General features: G+C 71.1%; 16 protein-coding genes. 12 read left to right on the top strand and 4 right to left on the bottom strand.

The genetic code is table 11. From position 1 onward, the window contains the following. Positions 1 to 117 precede the first annotated feature (117 nt). Positions 118 to 315 (bottom strand): hypothetical protein, encoded by a 198-nt coding sequence (locus ACFWWU_RS35955; RefSeq protein WP_384152970.1) that lies wholly within the window; start codon positions 313 to 315, stop codon positions 118 to 120. Between the two features lie 159 nt (positions 316 to 474). Between ACFWWU_RS35955 and mobF the strand changes: the two genes are divergently transcribed. After that, the gene (gene mobF, locus ACFWWU_RS35960; protein ID WP_384152973.1) at positions 475 to 2244 is read left to right on the top strand and encodes a MobF family relaxase; all 1770 of its coding nucleotides are present in this window, start codon (positions 475 to 477) and stop codon (positions 2242 to 2244) included. Positions 2245 to 3022: 778 nt separating this feature from the next. Here mobF and ACFWWU_RS35965 read toward each other — a convergent pair. After that, positions 3023 to 3460: a hypothetical protein gene (locus ACFWWU_RS35965; RefSeq protein WP_327379029.1), complete on the bottom strand. Its 438-nt coding sequence runs from the start codon at positions 3458 to 3460 to the stop codon at positions 3023 to 3025. Between the two features lie 260 nt (positions 3461 to 3720). On the opposite strand from ACFWWU_RS35965, the gene ACFWWU_RS35970 reads away from it, so the two are divergent. From ACFWWU_RS35970 to ACFWWU_RS36020, 11 genes are all read left to right on the top strand, one after another. Next, on the top strand, positions 3721 to 4191 hold the full coding sequence (locus ACFWWU_RS35970) for a hypothetical protein (RefSeq protein ID WP_327379030.1): 471 nt from the start codon (positions 3721 to 3723) through the stop codon (positions 4189 to 4191). Positions 4192 to 4512: 321 nt separating this feature from the next. Further along, entirely contained in the window at positions 4513 to 5385 is an 873-nt protein-coding gene (locus ACFWWU_RS35975; RefSeq protein WP_384153008.1) for a replication-relaxation family protein, read from the top strand. A gap of 155 nt (positions 5386 to 5540) precedes the next feature. After that, a complete protein-coding gene (locus ACFWWU_RS35980) occupies positions 5541 to 6011 on the top strand; it encodes a hypothetical protein (RefSeq protein ID WP_384152978.1) in 471 nt (156 codons plus the stop codon). A 145-nt stretch (positions 6012 to 6156) separates the two neighbouring features. Next, positions 6157 to 6801, top strand: a complete 645-nt coding sequence (locus ACFWWU_RS35985; protein ID WP_384152981.1) for a DUF402 domain-containing protein — start codon at positions 6157 to 6159, stop codon at positions 6799 to 6801. 146 nt (positions 6802 to 6947) lie between these two features. Further along, on the top strand, positions 6948 to 7139 hold the full coding sequence (locus ACFWWU_RS35990) for a hypothetical protein (protein WP_384152984.1): 192 nt from the start codon (positions 6948 to 6950) through the stop codon (positions 7137 to 7139). Beyond that, complete coding sequence (locus ACFWWU_RS35995; RefSeq protein WP_384152987.1) at positions 7108 to 7635, top strand: DUF6879 family protein; 528 nt, start codon at positions 7108 to 7110, stop codon at positions 7633 to 7635. Before ACFWWU_RS35990 ends, ACFWWU_RS35995 begins: the two co-directional genes overlap by 32 nt. A gap of 32 nt (positions 7636 to 7667) precedes the next feature. Then, entirely contained in the window at positions 7668 to 8519 is an 852-nt protein-coding gene (locus ACFWWU_RS36000; RefSeq protein ID WP_327379036.1) for a helix-turn-helix transcriptional regulator, read from the top strand. Between the two features lie 96 nt (positions 8520 to 8615). Beyond that, positions 8616 to 8798, top strand: coding sequence for a hypothetical protein (locus ACFWWU_RS36005; RefSeq protein WP_327379037.1), 183 nt, complete (start codon positions 8616 to 8618; stop codon positions 8796 to 8798). A gap of 44 nt (positions 8799 to 8842) precedes the next feature. Further along, positions 8843 to 9253 carry a DUF6415 family natural product biosynthesis protein gene (locus tag ACFWWU_RS36010; RefSeq protein ID WP_327379089.1) on the top strand — a complete coding sequence of 137 codons (411 nt, stop codon included), beginning with the start codon at positions 8843 to 8845 and terminating at the stop codon, positions 9251 to 9253. Between the two features lie 209 nt (positions 9254 to 9462). Next, the gene (locus tag ACFWWU_RS36015) at positions 9463 to 10008 is read left to right on the top strand and encodes a hypothetical protein (RefSeq protein ID WP_384152991.1); all 546 of its coding nucleotides are present in this window, start codon (positions 9463 to 9465) and stop codon (positions 10006 to 10008) included. Beyond that, positions 10005 to 10967, top strand: a complete 963-nt coding sequence (locus ACFWWU_RS36020) for a hypothetical protein (protein ID WP_384152993.1) — start codon at positions 10005 to 10007, stop codon at positions 10965 to 10967. Before ACFWWU_RS36015 ends, ACFWWU_RS36020 begins: the two co-directional genes overlap by 4 nt. A 218-nt stretch (positions 10968 to 11185) precedes the next feature. Here ACFWWU_RS36020 and ACFWWU_RS36025 read toward each other — a convergent pair whose 3' ends face one another. Continuing rightward, positions 11186 to 14050, bottom strand: a complete 2865-nt coding sequence (locus ACFWWU_RS36025; protein ID WP_384152996.1) for a Helicase associated domain protein — start codon at positions 14048 to 14050, stop codon at positions 11186 to 11188. A gap of 36 nt (positions 14051 to 14086) precedes the next feature. Further along, positions 14087 to 14713 (bottom strand): hypothetical protein, encoded by a 627-nt coding sequence (locus ACFWWU_RS36030; RefSeq protein WP_384152999.1) that lies wholly within the window; start codon positions 14711 to 14713, stop codon positions 14087 to 14089. Between the last annotated feature and the right edge of the window lie 524 nt (positions 14714 to 15237).

The following is a 15237-nucleotide window of genomic DNA, read 5'->3' on the forward strand; positions in this document are numbered from 1 at the left end:
GGCGTTATCGGGCGATTGGTGCCCTGATGAGTGCTCGATAGCGGTGGAGTCGGTTGTGGTCGGATTCTGGGGTTGGCGGCGCTCGGGTGGTCGGCGCGCAGTATTCGCACGGCGTCGTCAGAGGTCGCCGCGGAGTGGCGGCATCACCTCCCGCCACCGGGCGGCGTGGATCCGATGACAGCCGGCGGGGCACCAGCGGTCGTTGGTCACCTCCCGCTGAGGAAAGGCCGACTGGGCGCTGAGGACCAGGTACACCCGCTCCCGGGTGGTCGTGTGGCAGAGGGCGCAGGCGATTCCGTCTCGTGTGATCTCCATGGGCGGGAGAGTGCACACGTTGGCGGCTTACCGTCTCGGGCTGGTGTGGCGGCCCGCCTGGCGGGCGCCCCGGTAAAGACTTGGTGATGGCCTCCCGCCCGGCGGGAAGGACCCCGGATCGCGCTTTTGCGCAGGTCACGACCGGTGTTCCATGGCCCGATGATCAGCCAATCGGCGCTCCGTCCGGGTGACGGGGTGCGCTACCTCCTCCGCGGCGTGATGGTCGGTGACGGCCACCGCCCCGCGGGCAAGGCGCTGCGTGACGCCCAGGACGAGGCCGGTGTCCCGCCCGGGATCTGGCGGGGCCGGGGCCTGGCCGCGGTTGGCCTCACGGCCGGTGACGAGGTGAGCGAGCGGCAGGCCGAACTGCTCCTGGGGGAAGGCCGGCACCCGGACGCCGACCGGATCGAGCGCGAGCGCCTTCAGGCGGGCGAGGATCCGGCGAAGGCCCGGCGGGCGACCGTGCTGGGCAGGCCCATCGAGCACAACCGGTCGCCGAAGACGGAGAAGGCCAAGGAGCGCAGGCCCTGGCTGGGCATGGACCTGGTGTTCCGGCCGCCGCCGACGGCCCACATCGCGTGGGCGCTGATGGGTGACGAGGAACGGCGGGTGCTGGAGGAGTGCCAGGACATCTCCGTGGACAAGACGCTGGGGTGGCTGGGGGAGTCGGTCGCGCAGATCCGGTCGGGGAGTGGCGGCAAGCACCGCAAGCCGATCCGGGACGGCGCTCTGATCGTTGCAGTGTTCCGGCACTACGAGTCCAGAGCTGCCGAGTCGAAGCCGCTGCTCCACGATCATGCGGTGGTGTCGATCCGCGCCCGCCGGCCGGACGCCAAGGGCATGTGGGGCAACCTGTCGGCGGACACGCTGCTGGCCCACATCGTTACCGCTGACACTCTCTACCTCCTGTTCTTCATGGAGGAGGTGTCCGCCCGGCTCGGGTGGGCGTGGGAGCCGCGCGAGGTGACACCCGGCCGCCGTCCCGTGATGGAGATATCGGGGATCGATCAGCGGCTCATCGGCTGGCAGTCCACGCGCCGTCAGCAGATCGAGGAGGCGCTGTTCGTCCTCACTGCCGAGTACGTGGAGGAGCACGGGCATGAGCCGGGGGAGCGGGCCGCCTACGGGCTGGCCTGCCGGGCCGCCGACCGCACGCGCGCGCCCAAGCGCAAGGAGCCGCAGCCGCTGTCCGAGCTGCGCGAGCGGTGGCGGGAGTCGGCCATCGCCGCGTTCGGCCCCGACGTCATCGACCGGCTCGCGGAGCGGGCGCGGGCGGCGGCTGCGGCGGTGTGGGCGCGGGTGCGTCCGGTGGTCGACGTCGTCCTGGCGGCCGTCGACGTCGTCGCCGTGGTGTACGTGATGCGGGGGACGTTCAAACGCCACCACCTGCTCGCCGAAGCGCGCCGCTACCTCTCCTACGTCCTGCGTGGCCAACCGCACCAGCCGGGCCTGGACGAACGGATCGTGCAGACCGTCGTCGACGACTACACCCGCCCCGTCGGCCGGGGCCGGAAGATGACCGCTGATCTGCACGCCCTGTACCCACGCGACACCGACGACCAGGCCGTGCTGCGCCCGCTGATCCGCAAGCGGACCGCTCCCCTCTACGCGCGGGCCCGCCTAGCCGCTGGAGCGCTGAGTGCCCGGGTCTACGAGCTGCGCCGCGCGGACCGCCTGGACTCCCGCACCGGCCGGAAAGCCGGCCACGCCCTGGAGCAGGAGACCGATGTTGCCGCGTTGGAGCAGACCCGCGCCACGATCGAGGCCGTCGCGAAGATGGCCGCCAAGCTCCAGGACGGCATCCGGGAGCGAGCCGTCGCCCGGGACCCCCGGCCGCAGCCCGCTCCGTCGGCGCCCGCTCCGTCACACACCCCGCCGCCCGGCGTGCAGCAGACGCCCGGCCGGACACCCACTGGAGGACTCACATGACCACACGTGGGGCACTCCAGTGCCTGGCTGTGGTGACGATGCCGGGCATCGTCCACCGAGTGGAACCCGCGATGTCGTGCATCCAGTGGACGATGCCCGGCATTGGGTGCAGAACATCGAGTGCCACCGCCCGGTGGGTTCCACCCGGTGGATTCCACTCCGGGGCGCACCACGATGTTCCGCACGACACCCGGTGCGCCTCCCGACGATGCCCGGCACTCGCGCGCGCACCACGATGTCGAGCATCCGATGCGACGCGCGCCGCGCGCCGGACCACCGCACCGCACCGCGCCGCGTATCCGGTCCGGGGCGCGCCACTGCACCGCACCGGGCGCGCGGCGGCGGGCTCTATATCACAGCCCCCCTTGACCATGATCTGATCGGCGGCCGGGACCGGCGCTGTCAAGGGGAAACGCTCCGGTATCCAACGTGGTCAAGGGGAAACGTGCGGCCGCCCGCACCTGGACAAGGGGTGGCTGAGCTCCCGGCCGGAGCTGGACAAGGGGTAGGCCGCCGGTGCGCGCGATCCGGGCGGTGGGCATCTCGTGCGGTGAGGAACATCGGATGCTCGACATCGTGATGCGCGCGCGAGTGCCCGGCATCGTCGGGAGGCGCACCAAGTGCGGGCGGTGGGCATCGCGTGCGATGCAGAACATCGGATGCTCGACATCGCGATGCGCGCGCGAGTGCCGGACATCGTCAGTCGGTGCGATGGCGAGGCGCGCGGCGGTGGTGCGGTCCCGATGTGCGCCGCACCACCGCCGTCCCGGATGCGCGGCTACGCGGTGGTGCGGTGCGCCTCCATCGCCTGCTTGATCCCGGCGGCCTCCAGCTGGCGCAGGACGTCGGCGACGTCGCCGTGGTCGTCGGTGAGGATGTTCTCGGTGAAGCGGGTGATGGTGTCGGCGATGCCCCGCGAGCTGGCCAGGCACACGCCGTGGCAGGCGAGCTCCAGCAGCAGCCTCCCGAGCGCGGCGGCGAGGAAGGAGTGCGCGCACGGCTCCCCGTCGTGGTCGTCCTCGGCAGTGATCGGGATGAAGACGCGCGCGGCGACGTCCAGGAGCAGCCGGGCCAGCTTCTCCGGGCCGATGTCGTCGGCGACCGCGCCAGCGGTGTCGATGTCCCTGGCGTGCCACGCCTGGATGTAAGCGAAGGCGTCGGCGACTTCGGTCGGCTCCATCGGGGCGAGCGCCGCGGTGACGGTGTTCTCGGGCATGACAGCTCCTCACGTTCGGGCCGCCCCGCTGATCGCGACGGCCTCAAGAGGAGCCTGCAATCGCGGCCCTGTGGACAGAGTCCGCGCACCGACGGTGAGCAGCCACGGCCCGGCCCTTCACGACGTTTCCCCTTGACACGGTCCGCTACCTGCGACATACCGCCCATTTCAACGGGGGAGAAATCTCCGCCCCGGCACTCTGAGCGACGATCAGGGAAAAGGCGCTGCCGCCCGGGACGTGCCGCTGGGAGACTGCGGGGATGACCACGCAGCGGCTGCCGTTCCCGGTCCCGGACGACCGGGCCCACTACTTCGTCACCTGCTACGCCGACATGCACGACCTCGTGGAGGACCTGGTCGTGCCCGACGGCGTGCCCGAGGCCGCGGCGACGGTCCTGCGTACGGCGCGCGAGCTGCTGCGCCAGTCGTACTACTGCTACGAGTTCTCCACCGTGGCGGTCATGCACTCCCTGATCGCGGTGGAGATCGTGCTCCGCGACCGGATCCCGGACGCGGGCAAGAAGCCGCTGCACGGCCTCATCAAGCAGGGCGCGGCAGACGGCATCCTGACGGCCCGGCAGGCGGAGTACCTCGACTATGGTCGGCAGATCCGCAACGGGATGGCGCACGGCCAGAGCACGCACGCGGTGATGCCGCCGGCCATGGCGGTGCCGATGGTGACGACGTCGTTCGCGATCGTCTCCGAGCTCTGCGCGGCGCCCACCGGATGATCACGGCTCGGTAACGGTGAACGGTGGTTCGTCACACCGTCGACTTTCGCGACACCTCTAGCAAGTGAGAGGGGATTCCATCCGGACCCCCGCGCCACCTGCATGAGGAGCCACGTCATGACGTACACCAGCAGTGCCCGGCAGCCCGATCCTGAGCCGCGCCCGACCTGGACAAGGGGTGCTGAGCGGCCTTCGGACGGCCCGGAATCCAGTGCCGCGTCCAGTGCCGTGAACGATTCCATCGTTGTGCCCATTACCGCAGCTCACACCACCTCCAAGGGTGCCTCCCGGCACGCTGACACCTCTCTCCTTTCCCCTGAGATGTCAGCGAAGGGGAAGAAGTCCACTCCCACGGCCGGGAAGGTACGAGCCGATGCGCTGCGGTTGCTGGGGTGTGTGCGGATAGCGACGGTTCGGCAGATGGCTGAGGTGATCACGAAGGAGAAGTCGGATGGCCGGTCATACGTGCGCAGGGCGATGAAGGAGTTGGCGGAGCTCGGGCTGGCGGAGACGAACGGCAAGGACGGCAAGCACCAGATCTGGAACCTGACGGTGGCGGGGCAGAAGGCTCTGGCCGATGGCAATGAGCTGCCGCTGCGTCCGAAGGCCGGCACCGGAGCGAAGGCTGTTCGAGCCGGGCTCGGCCCGCACGGTCTCGCGGTGACGGACATGATCCTCGCCTACACCGACACGGTCCTGTCCGGAGACCGTGAGTGCCTGACCGACTGGCAGGTGGAGGTGAACCACGCCATCAAGCAGACCGGCCTGAGCTTCAACACCGACGCCGTCCTCGCCGTGCCGACCAAGACCAGCGAGGTACGCCTCTTCGAGCTCGACAACGGCACCATGTCCCAGGCCCGCCTCGCGAAGGAGGTCTGGGACTACGAGCGCTACGCCGGGCACCGCGTCTGGGAAGGAGCCCGCGGCACCAACGGCAGCACGTACCCGTTCTGGCAACGCCACCGATACACCCGCTCCGAGCGCTTCCCGCTGCTGTATGTCGTTTTGGCGGGGAAGGAGGAGCACCTGCTCGACAACCGTCGCCAGGCGCTCACTGCCGACGTGAAGGGCATCACCGTCGCGGTGTGGGTGAATACCCTGCCCCGGCTGAAGCGCGGCGAGCCCTGGTACGAGATCGGCGTCGACGACCCGGACCGGCGCCGGCGGCGCTACCCCGAACCGCCCGGCCGCTGACGCCGCACAGGACGCCGGGCACGCCCCCGCCGCCGGAGGGGCTGTCCGGCGTCCGGCCCGGTGGGCGGAACGGGCGCCGAAGTCCCCGTGCCATCGCGCGGGACAAGCGGGCCCACCCGTAGGCCACGGCCTACGGAAGGCCGTACACAGGCCGTATGAGACGCAGCCGAGAAGAGACCACCACCCCCCTCGATCTGCCGGGCGATCTGTGGCACGCCCTGGTCCAGCTTCAGCACACCCACCCCGACGCGGTGGGCCGTGTCGGGCCGCTCGCCCGCCCGGCCGGGCTGCTGTCCTTCACCGCGGCCGCCGACACGATCCTCGCGGCCCGGGTGCAGCTGACCGGCGCGGAGACGATGCACGAGGTGAACGAGACGCTCCGCTCGATGACCGGCAACCTGCCCCGCGCCCAGTTCACCGGCCCCGGCGTCGCCCTGGAGCTCACGCTCGGCAGACGGCAGGAGCTCCCGATCCACGCCGCGCACACCGCCGGGCTCACCCGGCTCTTCCATGACGCCACCTACACCATCAGCGACCGCAACGATGCCGCGAGCGGCTGCTGCTTCCACTGCGACGGGACCGGGCGCGCCCGCTCCCTGTGGGAGCCGGCCCCCGGGGAAGCCTGACCGAGAGGGGGTGGGCAAGCCGCCCCGAACGGCGGCTTGCCCACCCGGCCCCGGGCGCGCTGAGGTTGTGCCCGCCCTGCTGGACGTCCCGGCCGGGCTCGCGAGGGAGGCACCAGTGGAAACCTTCACGACTGGGGAGACGGTGGTGCGGCGTGATGTGTACCGCTCCGGGCGTGTGTGGAGCGAGCTGGCGTTGCGCGTGGTCTCCGACACGGGCAAGGCGCTGGTGACGGCGTGCGCGCCCGGGACGCAGGCCCGCTGGCCCGCCCTGTACGCCAAGGCCCGCGCCGACGGCGACCGCTCGGTGCGCACGGAGGCGTTCGACGCGATGGCGACGGGGGAGTGGGAACTGGCGCCCGGGGTGTGGCAGGAGACGGAGCTGCTGCTGTGGAAGCCGCCGCAGGCGTGGTTCAGCATCAACGCCTTCTTCACCGCGGGCGGGCTGAGGAACTGGTACGTCAACTTCGAGCACCCCACCCGCCGCACCGAGACCGGGTTCGACACCTTCGACCTGACCGTCGACCTCGTCATCGCCCCCGACCTGAGCACGTGGACGTGGAAGGACGAAGACGAGTACGCCCACGTGCGGCGCCTGGGCATCGTCACCGACACCGAGCACCAGGCGGTGGAGCTCGCCCGCGCCCAGGTCCTCGCAATGCTCGAGGAACGGGCCGGGCCGTTCACGGACACCGACCGGTGGGCGGCCTGGCGTTGGAACTCGGCCTGGCCCACGCCGTGCCTGCCCCAGCGTGAGGAAGCCGGCCCGGGAGCGGTAGCGGCGAGCCGGTGAAGCCGCGCGCCCTTGACCGAGGCGCCGCTGCGCGGGACGGTCATTGCGCAACTCCCCGCAACTGGCTTTCTCCGGAGGCGATCATGGCGTTACTTTTCTTCGGCACGGACCCGAACTCCGGCGGAGGGAACTGCCCCGCGGTGTGGGTGGACACCGAAGCCGCTGAGGGGCCGGAACTGGTTCTGCAGGGCAAGTTCGCCGACACGGCGACCCGGGCCGCGTGCAGCCAGGACAGTCCGCCGGCGGACGACGAGGGCGTCATCCGGCTCTCCGTGCGGATGATCGACCAGATCAGGAAGGCATGCGATGCCGCAGAAGCCGCCCGTCCTCAGCTTTGAGGACCTGCTCGACTCCGCCCAATGGCACGCCCTGCACCTGGAGCTCCGCGACGCCTACGCCGTGGGGGAGGAGCGGGAGGTCTACGACACCTTCCTGCGCAACGGGAGCGTCCCCGCAGACGACTCGGACTACTGGAACGGGTGGCTGCCGCTGGTGAAGCGGACCGTCGCGCGCGGGGTGAAGGTCTGGCGGGCGAGGGTCGTGTCCGAGCCCGTCACCGACTACATCCGCTTCGAGCACGCCATCACCGACGCCAACCTCCGCGCCGGTGAACAGGTCCGGTGGCTGCCCCGCCGCCGCGCCTCGACCCTCGCCCTGCCGGGCAACGACTTCTGGCTCATCGACGACCAGGTCGTCCGCTTCAACGTCTTCTCCGGCGACGGCGAGGTCCTGGAGCCCGACCACACCGAGGACCCGCAGGCCGTCAAGCTGTGTGCGGAGGCGTTCCGTGCGGTGTGGGACCTGGCCACCCCGCACGCCGACTACCGCATCTGATCTGACCCACGCACATCAAGGGCCGCCACTCCATGACGACCACCTCACCCTCGTCCAGTGCCCAGTCGGCCCGCGAGGCGCTCGCCGTGCGGCTCACGCACCTGCGCAAGGACGCCGGCCTCACTGGGAAGGAACTCTCCGCCCGGTGCGGCTGGCACCCCGCGAAGACCAGCAGGATCCAGAAGGGCGACGCCCTGCCCTCGGACGCGGACATCCGGACCTGGTGCGCGGCGTGCGGCGCGGACGACCAGGCCGACGACCTCATCGCCACCGCCCGCGCCGTCGACTCGATGTACATGGAGTGGCGCCGCCTGCACCGCAACGGGATGCGCCAGGTCCAGCAGGACTGGTACGACCTGCACGCGCAGACCCGGATCTGCCGCGTCTACCTCTCTAACGTGCCCCCGGGATTTCTCCAGACCCCGGCGTTCGCGACCGCCCTCATGAACCAGATCACCCGCTTCCAGGGCACCCCCGACGACGTCGCCGAAGCCGTCGCCGCCCGCGTCGCCCGCTCCCGGTTCCTCTACGAGGGCGGGCACCGCTACGTCGTCCTCATGGAGGAGTCGGTCCTGCGCTTCCGCACCGCCGACCCCGAGGCGATGCGCGGCCAGCTGCGCCACCTCCTGACCGTGATGCCGCTCGCGTCCCTCTCGCTGGGGATCATCCCGTTCACTGCGCAGCGCACCGTGTGGCCGTTGGAGGCGTTCTACGTCCACGACGACACCAGCGCCGTGGTGGAGACCCTGACGGCGGAGATCAAGGTGACGCAGCCGCGCGAGCTCGCCGACTACCTGAAGGCGTTCGCCGGCCTCGCGGAGATGGCCGTCTACGGCGAGGCTGCCCGCGCGCTCATCGCGGCCGCGATGGACGCCCTGGAGTGAACCTCCGCAATTTCGCGCAATCTCGTTGAAGGTGGTCTCCCACGCTGCGTAGCGTCGAAGTCACCGACGGACCACCAGCCGGAGAGGCGGGGCCGCATGCGCGCACACCACGACACCACCGCCCCGGCCCCGGAGGGCCGCGTTCTCCAGCCGCCCGCGTACGGCGTCCCCTCCCCGGCCCTGCTCGCCCGCGCGGACCGCGGCTTCGCCCGGTTCCTCGGTCGGCACGGCGAGGACCAGGACGACGGGGACGGCGGCAGCGAGGAACCCCAGCGGTGACCGCCGGCCACCCGCACAAGACGCTCCCGGCAGCGAGGCCCGCCATGCACACCAGCAGCCACACGGTCCTGTACGACCCCGACGGGCTGATCGAGGCGGAACTCCCGCTGGACCGGGAACCGTACGAGTGCCTCGTCAAGGCCGTGCTCGCGTGGACCGGCGAGGACACGCTCGCGGAGCGCGACTACGAGCAGATCGGCCTCCAGCTGACCGGCCACGCCCGCGCCGTCGCCTCCGACGTCCGGCGCCGCGCGGACCAGCTGCCGAAGAGCAGCGGGCGCCGGGCGCTCGCCGACGTCGTCCTGCGCGAGGCGGAAGGCCGGCTGTCCGCGACGCTTGAGGGCACCGTGCACTGCGTCCAGAACCGCGCCCGCCTCGTACGCGCCCTCTACGAACGGCTGGACCGCCTGGAGGCCGCGCTCACCGCCGACAGGACTGCACCGCCCGTCGGCTGACCCGCGCTCCGTATCTGCCATCGCCGTGAAGCCCCTGGCAAGGCAGCAGCACAACGGACGTGATCGGCAAGGTTTCGGCCACTGCGTGCGATTACCCGGCGAGTCCCGGACAGCTGCGGATACGGTCGATCGATTTGACGGCTGGCGGTGACCGGCGGCGGGGAAGTGTCCGGTCGGCGTGTCGTCGCATCGCGGGTGGGGGTGGTTCGGTGGGCAGCACCGAGCAGCAGATCGAAGAGCAGTTGGCGCAGCTTCAGCAGAAGGTCGGCGCTCGCCATGCCGAGGTCCTGAAGCATGACGTCGATGACGACCAGTTCGCGGTGGAGTACGCCCGACTGGTGAACTCCACCAGCAGGCTGGTGGAGTTCGAGAAGACGATCCCCGAGCGGCTGGCCGAACCCGAGCGCCAACGCAGTGAGCGCATCGTGACGTGGTCCTGGCGCAGCCAGGCGGCCGTCGGCGCCGTGCTGATCGCGCTTGTTTTCATCCTCGACCGGTCGACCTGGTGGCTGGTCCTGTTGGTCCCGCACTTCGTGGGCACGGTGGCCGGCTGCTTCCAGAAGGTCGATGCCGAGCAGCACCGTGACCGCCGCTTCGGAGCCGTCGGACTGCACGTGGTCGCGCTCTTGATGGCCCTCATCAGCCTGAGCGTGATCAGCCGGTGGTTCATCATCGCCGCCGCCTTGGGCTGGATGCTTGTCGCCGGGTCCTCGATGGACAGCACGGGCGCCGACCCGAAGGGGGCGCGGCGGTGAGCGACGACTACGGCTATAAGGTCCGCCGTCTGGAGACCCGGACCGGCGGAGTGGAGAGCGAGCTGCACTCGCTGCGTACGAAGGTGGGAGAGGTCGAAGACCTCGACTACGAGCTGAACGACATCCGCGGCGATGTCCGTCGGATCGAGGACGACCTCAGCACCGTCCGCACCGAGCTCACCGAGCTGGACGACGACGTACGCGGCGACATCCAGGACACCGAGCAGGCCCTCAAGCGGCTGACCGGCCGCGTCCAGGCCCTCGAAGCGCACCTGCTCGCCGCGGGCGGCGCCCCGCTCGCCGACCTCGACACCATCGACCCGGAGTGGCAGAAGCTGGCCAGGACCGCCAACCACGGCTGGAACGTACGCTCCGGCCTGCTCCCCAGACACCAGCGCGAAGCCCACCGCCTCAACATCCGCCACTACGAAGGGGCCGTCGAAGAGCGCGACGAGCACCGCGACAAGGTGGTGGAGGCCGCTGGCGTCCTGGCCAGCCAGCCGCGCACGTCCCGCGAGTTCAAGCAGGCCGTCATGGACTTCGGCATGTCCCGCACCCTCGCCGAGAGCCACGGTCAGCGGGCCCAGAAGCTGGCCGGCCCCGCCCAGGCCGCGCGGGCCGCACTGGCCCAGGACGACACTCTGCGGCAGGCGAAGGCGTTGCTGATAGAGCAGGGCGACAAGGCGGAGCGGAAGCTGAACTGGCTGCTGCGCGGCCGTCTGGCCGACGAGATCCGCGACCGCGCCCTGCTGCCCATGTGGTTCGTGACCGTGCTCGGTCCCGTCCCGCCGGCGCACAAGACGCAGGAGTGGATGGACCATGCCACTCAGGTCCTGGCCTACCGGGTCACCTACGGGGTCACGGACCAGGCCGTCGCGCTCGGGGCGGCGCCCGACGAGTACGTGCCGCGGCGCACCGAGTGGCACCGCGAACTCACCAAGGACCTACGCCGCTGGTAGCCCGCGTGGGCCCGACAGCACGGCGACTGCAACACCACTCTGAAACGCGAGGGTGAAACGGAGGTCGCGTTTCGCCCTGACCTGCTGGAATGTCTGCAAAGCGGGAGTGGGGCACGCGTGTTGCACTACGCGTTGCAGGGCGGCACCGATGTGCGGCCGGTAACAGCGCGAGACCCCGGCCTCGAAGAGGTCCGGGGTCCGGTCGGGCGGGGGAGCGGTCAGTAGTCGTCGCGTTCGGAGGGCGGCCCGTACTGCTCGATGAGGTCGCAGGTACATGTACCGCCCGCGTAGAGCGTCTTGTCGCACTCATCGTGGTGGTCACGCTGAGGCGGTGCGGCCTGCACGGCGGCGGGCTGCGCCGGAGCGTCCTGGGCGACCCGGGCCGCTCCCGCCCAGTCGACGCCCAGCGCGGCCAGGGCGGCGAGCTGGGCGGCGCTCAGCTTGTCCCGCCTCGACTTGACGTTCGAATTCCACACGCCAAGCTTCACGATCACCGGCTCCGCCTCACCGTCGACCGTGATCGTCTCGCTGTGCCCCCTCGGCACCGCCCGCTGCCCTTCCCGCTCCACCCACTGCGCCAGAGCCGCCAGGCCCCGCTGGAAGGCCGCCTCCGCCTTGCTCCCGGCCTTCTTCAGGCCCGAGGCCGCGTCGGCCGGCACCGCAGGGCGTTCCGCCGGGGCGGCGGCGGTCACGGGGAGGATGGCGCCGCGGATGCCCAGCGCGGTCAGCCGCTCGCGCTGCTCGGGCAGGAGCTGCGCCCAGGTGCCCGGCTCCTGCTGACGCCACCTCCAGGTGCCGATGTCATCACCGTCGTGCATGACGCCGCCCGCGATGTAGGGCAGCACACCGTCGGCGTCGACCAGATCGGCGAGCACCCGGTAGTGCCGCTGCCAGTTAAGCGGCCACGGGCAGTCCCAGTCCGGGTCGATCTCGGTGAGCTGCTGCGCGCGCTTCGCCGCCCGGTCCGGGTCCTTCCCGAAGCCGCCCTTGCGGCGGAGGTTGGCGAGGTGCTGGCCGACGGGCACCATCGCCTCGCCCTCGCCCCACACCGCGTCCTGACGGGGCGCGAGGTGCCCGGTGGCCCGGCGGTAGGACCGGAGCGCGGCGAGCTTGCTCTCCCACGCCTCCTCACCCGGCTCCCACACCATCCCGGCCTCCGGGGCGTCCAGCAGCGTCTTGCGCCGCTCCTCCAGCTCACCCGCCCGCAGCGCCTTCCGCTGCTGATGCACCCATCGACCAAGCGGAAACGACTTCGTGACCCCCACTTCGACCTCGACGTCGTAGGGAACGGCGTGCACGCCGGTGATCTCGTTCTCCGCCCGCCAACGGATCAGGGCCTGGTATCCCTCCAGCCACACCAAGGACTCCGGCCGGTAGACCCGGGTCCGCAGGAACGCCGCGATCGTCGCCGCGTCGCGCGGGCTGGAGAAGTGGAGGAGGGCGGCTTCGGCGGCGGCCTGCGTGTCGTCGTCCTCCTGGTCCTCGCCGTCACCCTCGCCGCCGGCCCCGACGATCTGGCCGTCCTCGTCCCGCCGGACGTGCACCTTGCGCTTCCCGCTCGTGAGCGCGCGGGAAGCGAGCTGCTCGACCAGACGTTCGTCATGCGAACGCAGGCCCTGGAGGACCGCCACAAGGGGGCGGAAACTGGCGCTGGCGACCATGTCGGTGGGATCCTCGTTCGGCTCCAGGAACACGGGCACGATGATCCTGGCCACCTTGGTGGACCCGTCCTTGTTGAGCCTCAGCGCCCGGCCGATGTTCTGGACGATCTCCACCTGCGAGCCGCGGGTGTCCGCGAAGCAGACCGCCTCCACGCCCCGCTCGCCCGTGATGTCCACGCCCTCACCGAGCACGCGAACGCTGGCGAGGAACGCCCGGTGCACCCGGCGCCCGGCCGCGTCGATGCCGTTGGCGAACTGGCGCAGGACCTCGCGCCGCTCGGACACGAGGTGGTCGCCGCACAGCCACGCCGACCACACGCGGTCCGGCGGTACGTGGCGGCCGGCCTCCAGCTCGTAGAACTCCGCGTCGATCGAGGACTTCGGCAGCTTGTCCGCGGCGGCCAGGTCGGCGTCGGAGGCATCGTTGACGTACAGCTCGGCAGCGGTCTCCGGCAGCTTCTCCGCGAACGCGGCGGCCTCCTCCACCTTCTGGTGGAACGTCATGACCGTACGCAGGTTGTACGCCGCCGCGTGCTCCAACAGGGCGGTCTGTAGGAGCGCCAGGCGCCGGCCCCGCCGCGCCTCCTCCGACTCCCCGAGAACCGGAGAGGGATCGCGGATCTCCAGGACGTCGATCTCGAACCCGGCGAGGATCTCCCGCTCGATCGCCTCGCTCAGACCGAGCTCTGCGAGCCACGCGCCGTACGTGCCGTCCGGGTCGTCGGCCATGGTCGCGATCTCCGCCTCCTGGCCGTCCGCGCCCTTCTGCGGCCGGGCCGCGGCGAGGATGCGCGGGGTGGCGGTGAGGTAGAGCCGGAAGTCCGCCGGGATCCGCTGGTTGTCGTGGATCGCTGCCCACGGCCGCCCAAGATCACCGGCGGTTCCGTGCGCCTCATCCACGATGGCGAGGTCGAACGGGGTCATCTGCTGCCCGTAGAGCCGCTCCCCGCCCGCCAGAGCGGCCTCCAGCGGCCCGCGAACCTTGCGCTGGTCCACGGGAGCGTCGATGTCCTCGCGGTCCACGAGAGAGGCGTACGTGGCGAACACGACCACGGGCCCCTGCCCGGCCCACAGGGCCAGCTGGATCGGGTTGGTGGTGGTGCGCACGCCCAGCTCGTTCAGCACCGCGTCGCTCTCCAGCGAGCACACCGCGACCATCGGCGCCCGGTGACCCACTAGGCGCCACGCCTGGGCGGTCTGCGCGAGCAGGTCCAGGGTCGGCACGGTCACGAGGATCCGGCCGTCCGCGAACGACTCCAGCGCGCACGCAGCGGCCGTGATCGTCTTGCCCGAACCGGTCGCTGACACGATCGTGCCCCGGGCACCCTGCGGGGGCACAGATGACCTTGCAGGGAATCCCACCCACCTACGAAACGCAGACCGCTGATCTACCTGGTGTTCCTTGAGCTGGATCGCTGACATTTCTTGCCTCCCCGAGCGCTGAATTTGTGTGGTGTTTCAGAGGGCCGCGTGCGGAATGCAGGCCGCGCCCAGGTCGTTCCAGATCGACGCATCCGCCTTGTGCCAGCCGCCGGGCTTTCCGTCCTTGAAGGGCGGCTTGTCGTCCGGGTCGTAGTGATCGGCATCGAGCGTGCAGACGACGTAGTCCCCATCGCTGTTGACCGTCCGCGCGGTGCACAGACCGCCGGCCTCACCCAGCGCCTCCAGGACCTGGCGGCGCGCCGTGGTGTGCGGGTAGGTGGCCGGCAGTACGGCTTCCCGGACGTACTTCTCCAGCTGCACCAGGTCGGCCCGCTCACGCTGCCTCACGTCCGCGATGTGTACGGCCAGTTCAGCGGCCCCGGCCGACCGGCCGCCGCGCCGGGACCACTCCCGGTCCGTGATGCGCACCAGGGCCTCGCTCACGGCCGTCACGCCGTCATCCCAGCCGTCCCCGAACTCCGGACCGCGCGAGCGCGGCGCCATGCCGTCCAGCTCCACGACCTCGCTCTGCGCCCCGGCGACCGATCCGGCCTCCAGCGCGGCCACCAGGTCGTCCGCCTCGCTCGCGGGCACGCCCTGCGCCTCCAGGAGCGCGAACAGCCGGAGCCGGGCATTGACGCCCGCCGTCTGATACTGGCCCACTCGGCGGATGGAATCGCTGCTCAGCGCGGGATCAGGTCCGGTAGATTCGTGGTGACCGGTCATCTGCGGTCGTTCCTCTCGGAATTCCGGGGAGGTTCCCGGGCGGTTGGGGGGTGTCCCGCGTTTCCGCCAACGGTACATGCTGCATCAACCCGATGCACGCGGTACACTAGAACCCACACGAACGAGCGACCCCCACCCCTCGTAGCCAGCCCGGCCCGCGCAGCGGGCCCCAACGGTTCTGGAGGCGCAGCCGGAAGGACCGTCAGGCGGGGGAGCGCAGCGGACCCGCCGGGAGCGCCCCGCGCTCCCCCAACTCCCGTACTGGAGGCCCCACTAGCCGCACCGTCAGGACCCGAGCGGCCCGGCCGCGCACCGCGCGGCCAGCCGGGCGCGCAGCGGCCGGCCCCACTGCCTCCAGGAGCGCAGCGGAGGGAGGCGCCCACGCTCCGCGTGGGCCAAGGGAGCGCAGCGACCGCCCCGCTTGCACATCGCGCAGCGATGTGGTACCCGCTCCGGTCTCG

It is taken from the genome of Streptomyces sp. NPDC058650, from assembly GCF_042717315.1.
In the GTDB taxonomy this organism is placed as follows: Bacteria; Actinomycetota; Actinomycetes; order Streptomycetales; family Streptomycetaceae; genus Streptomyces.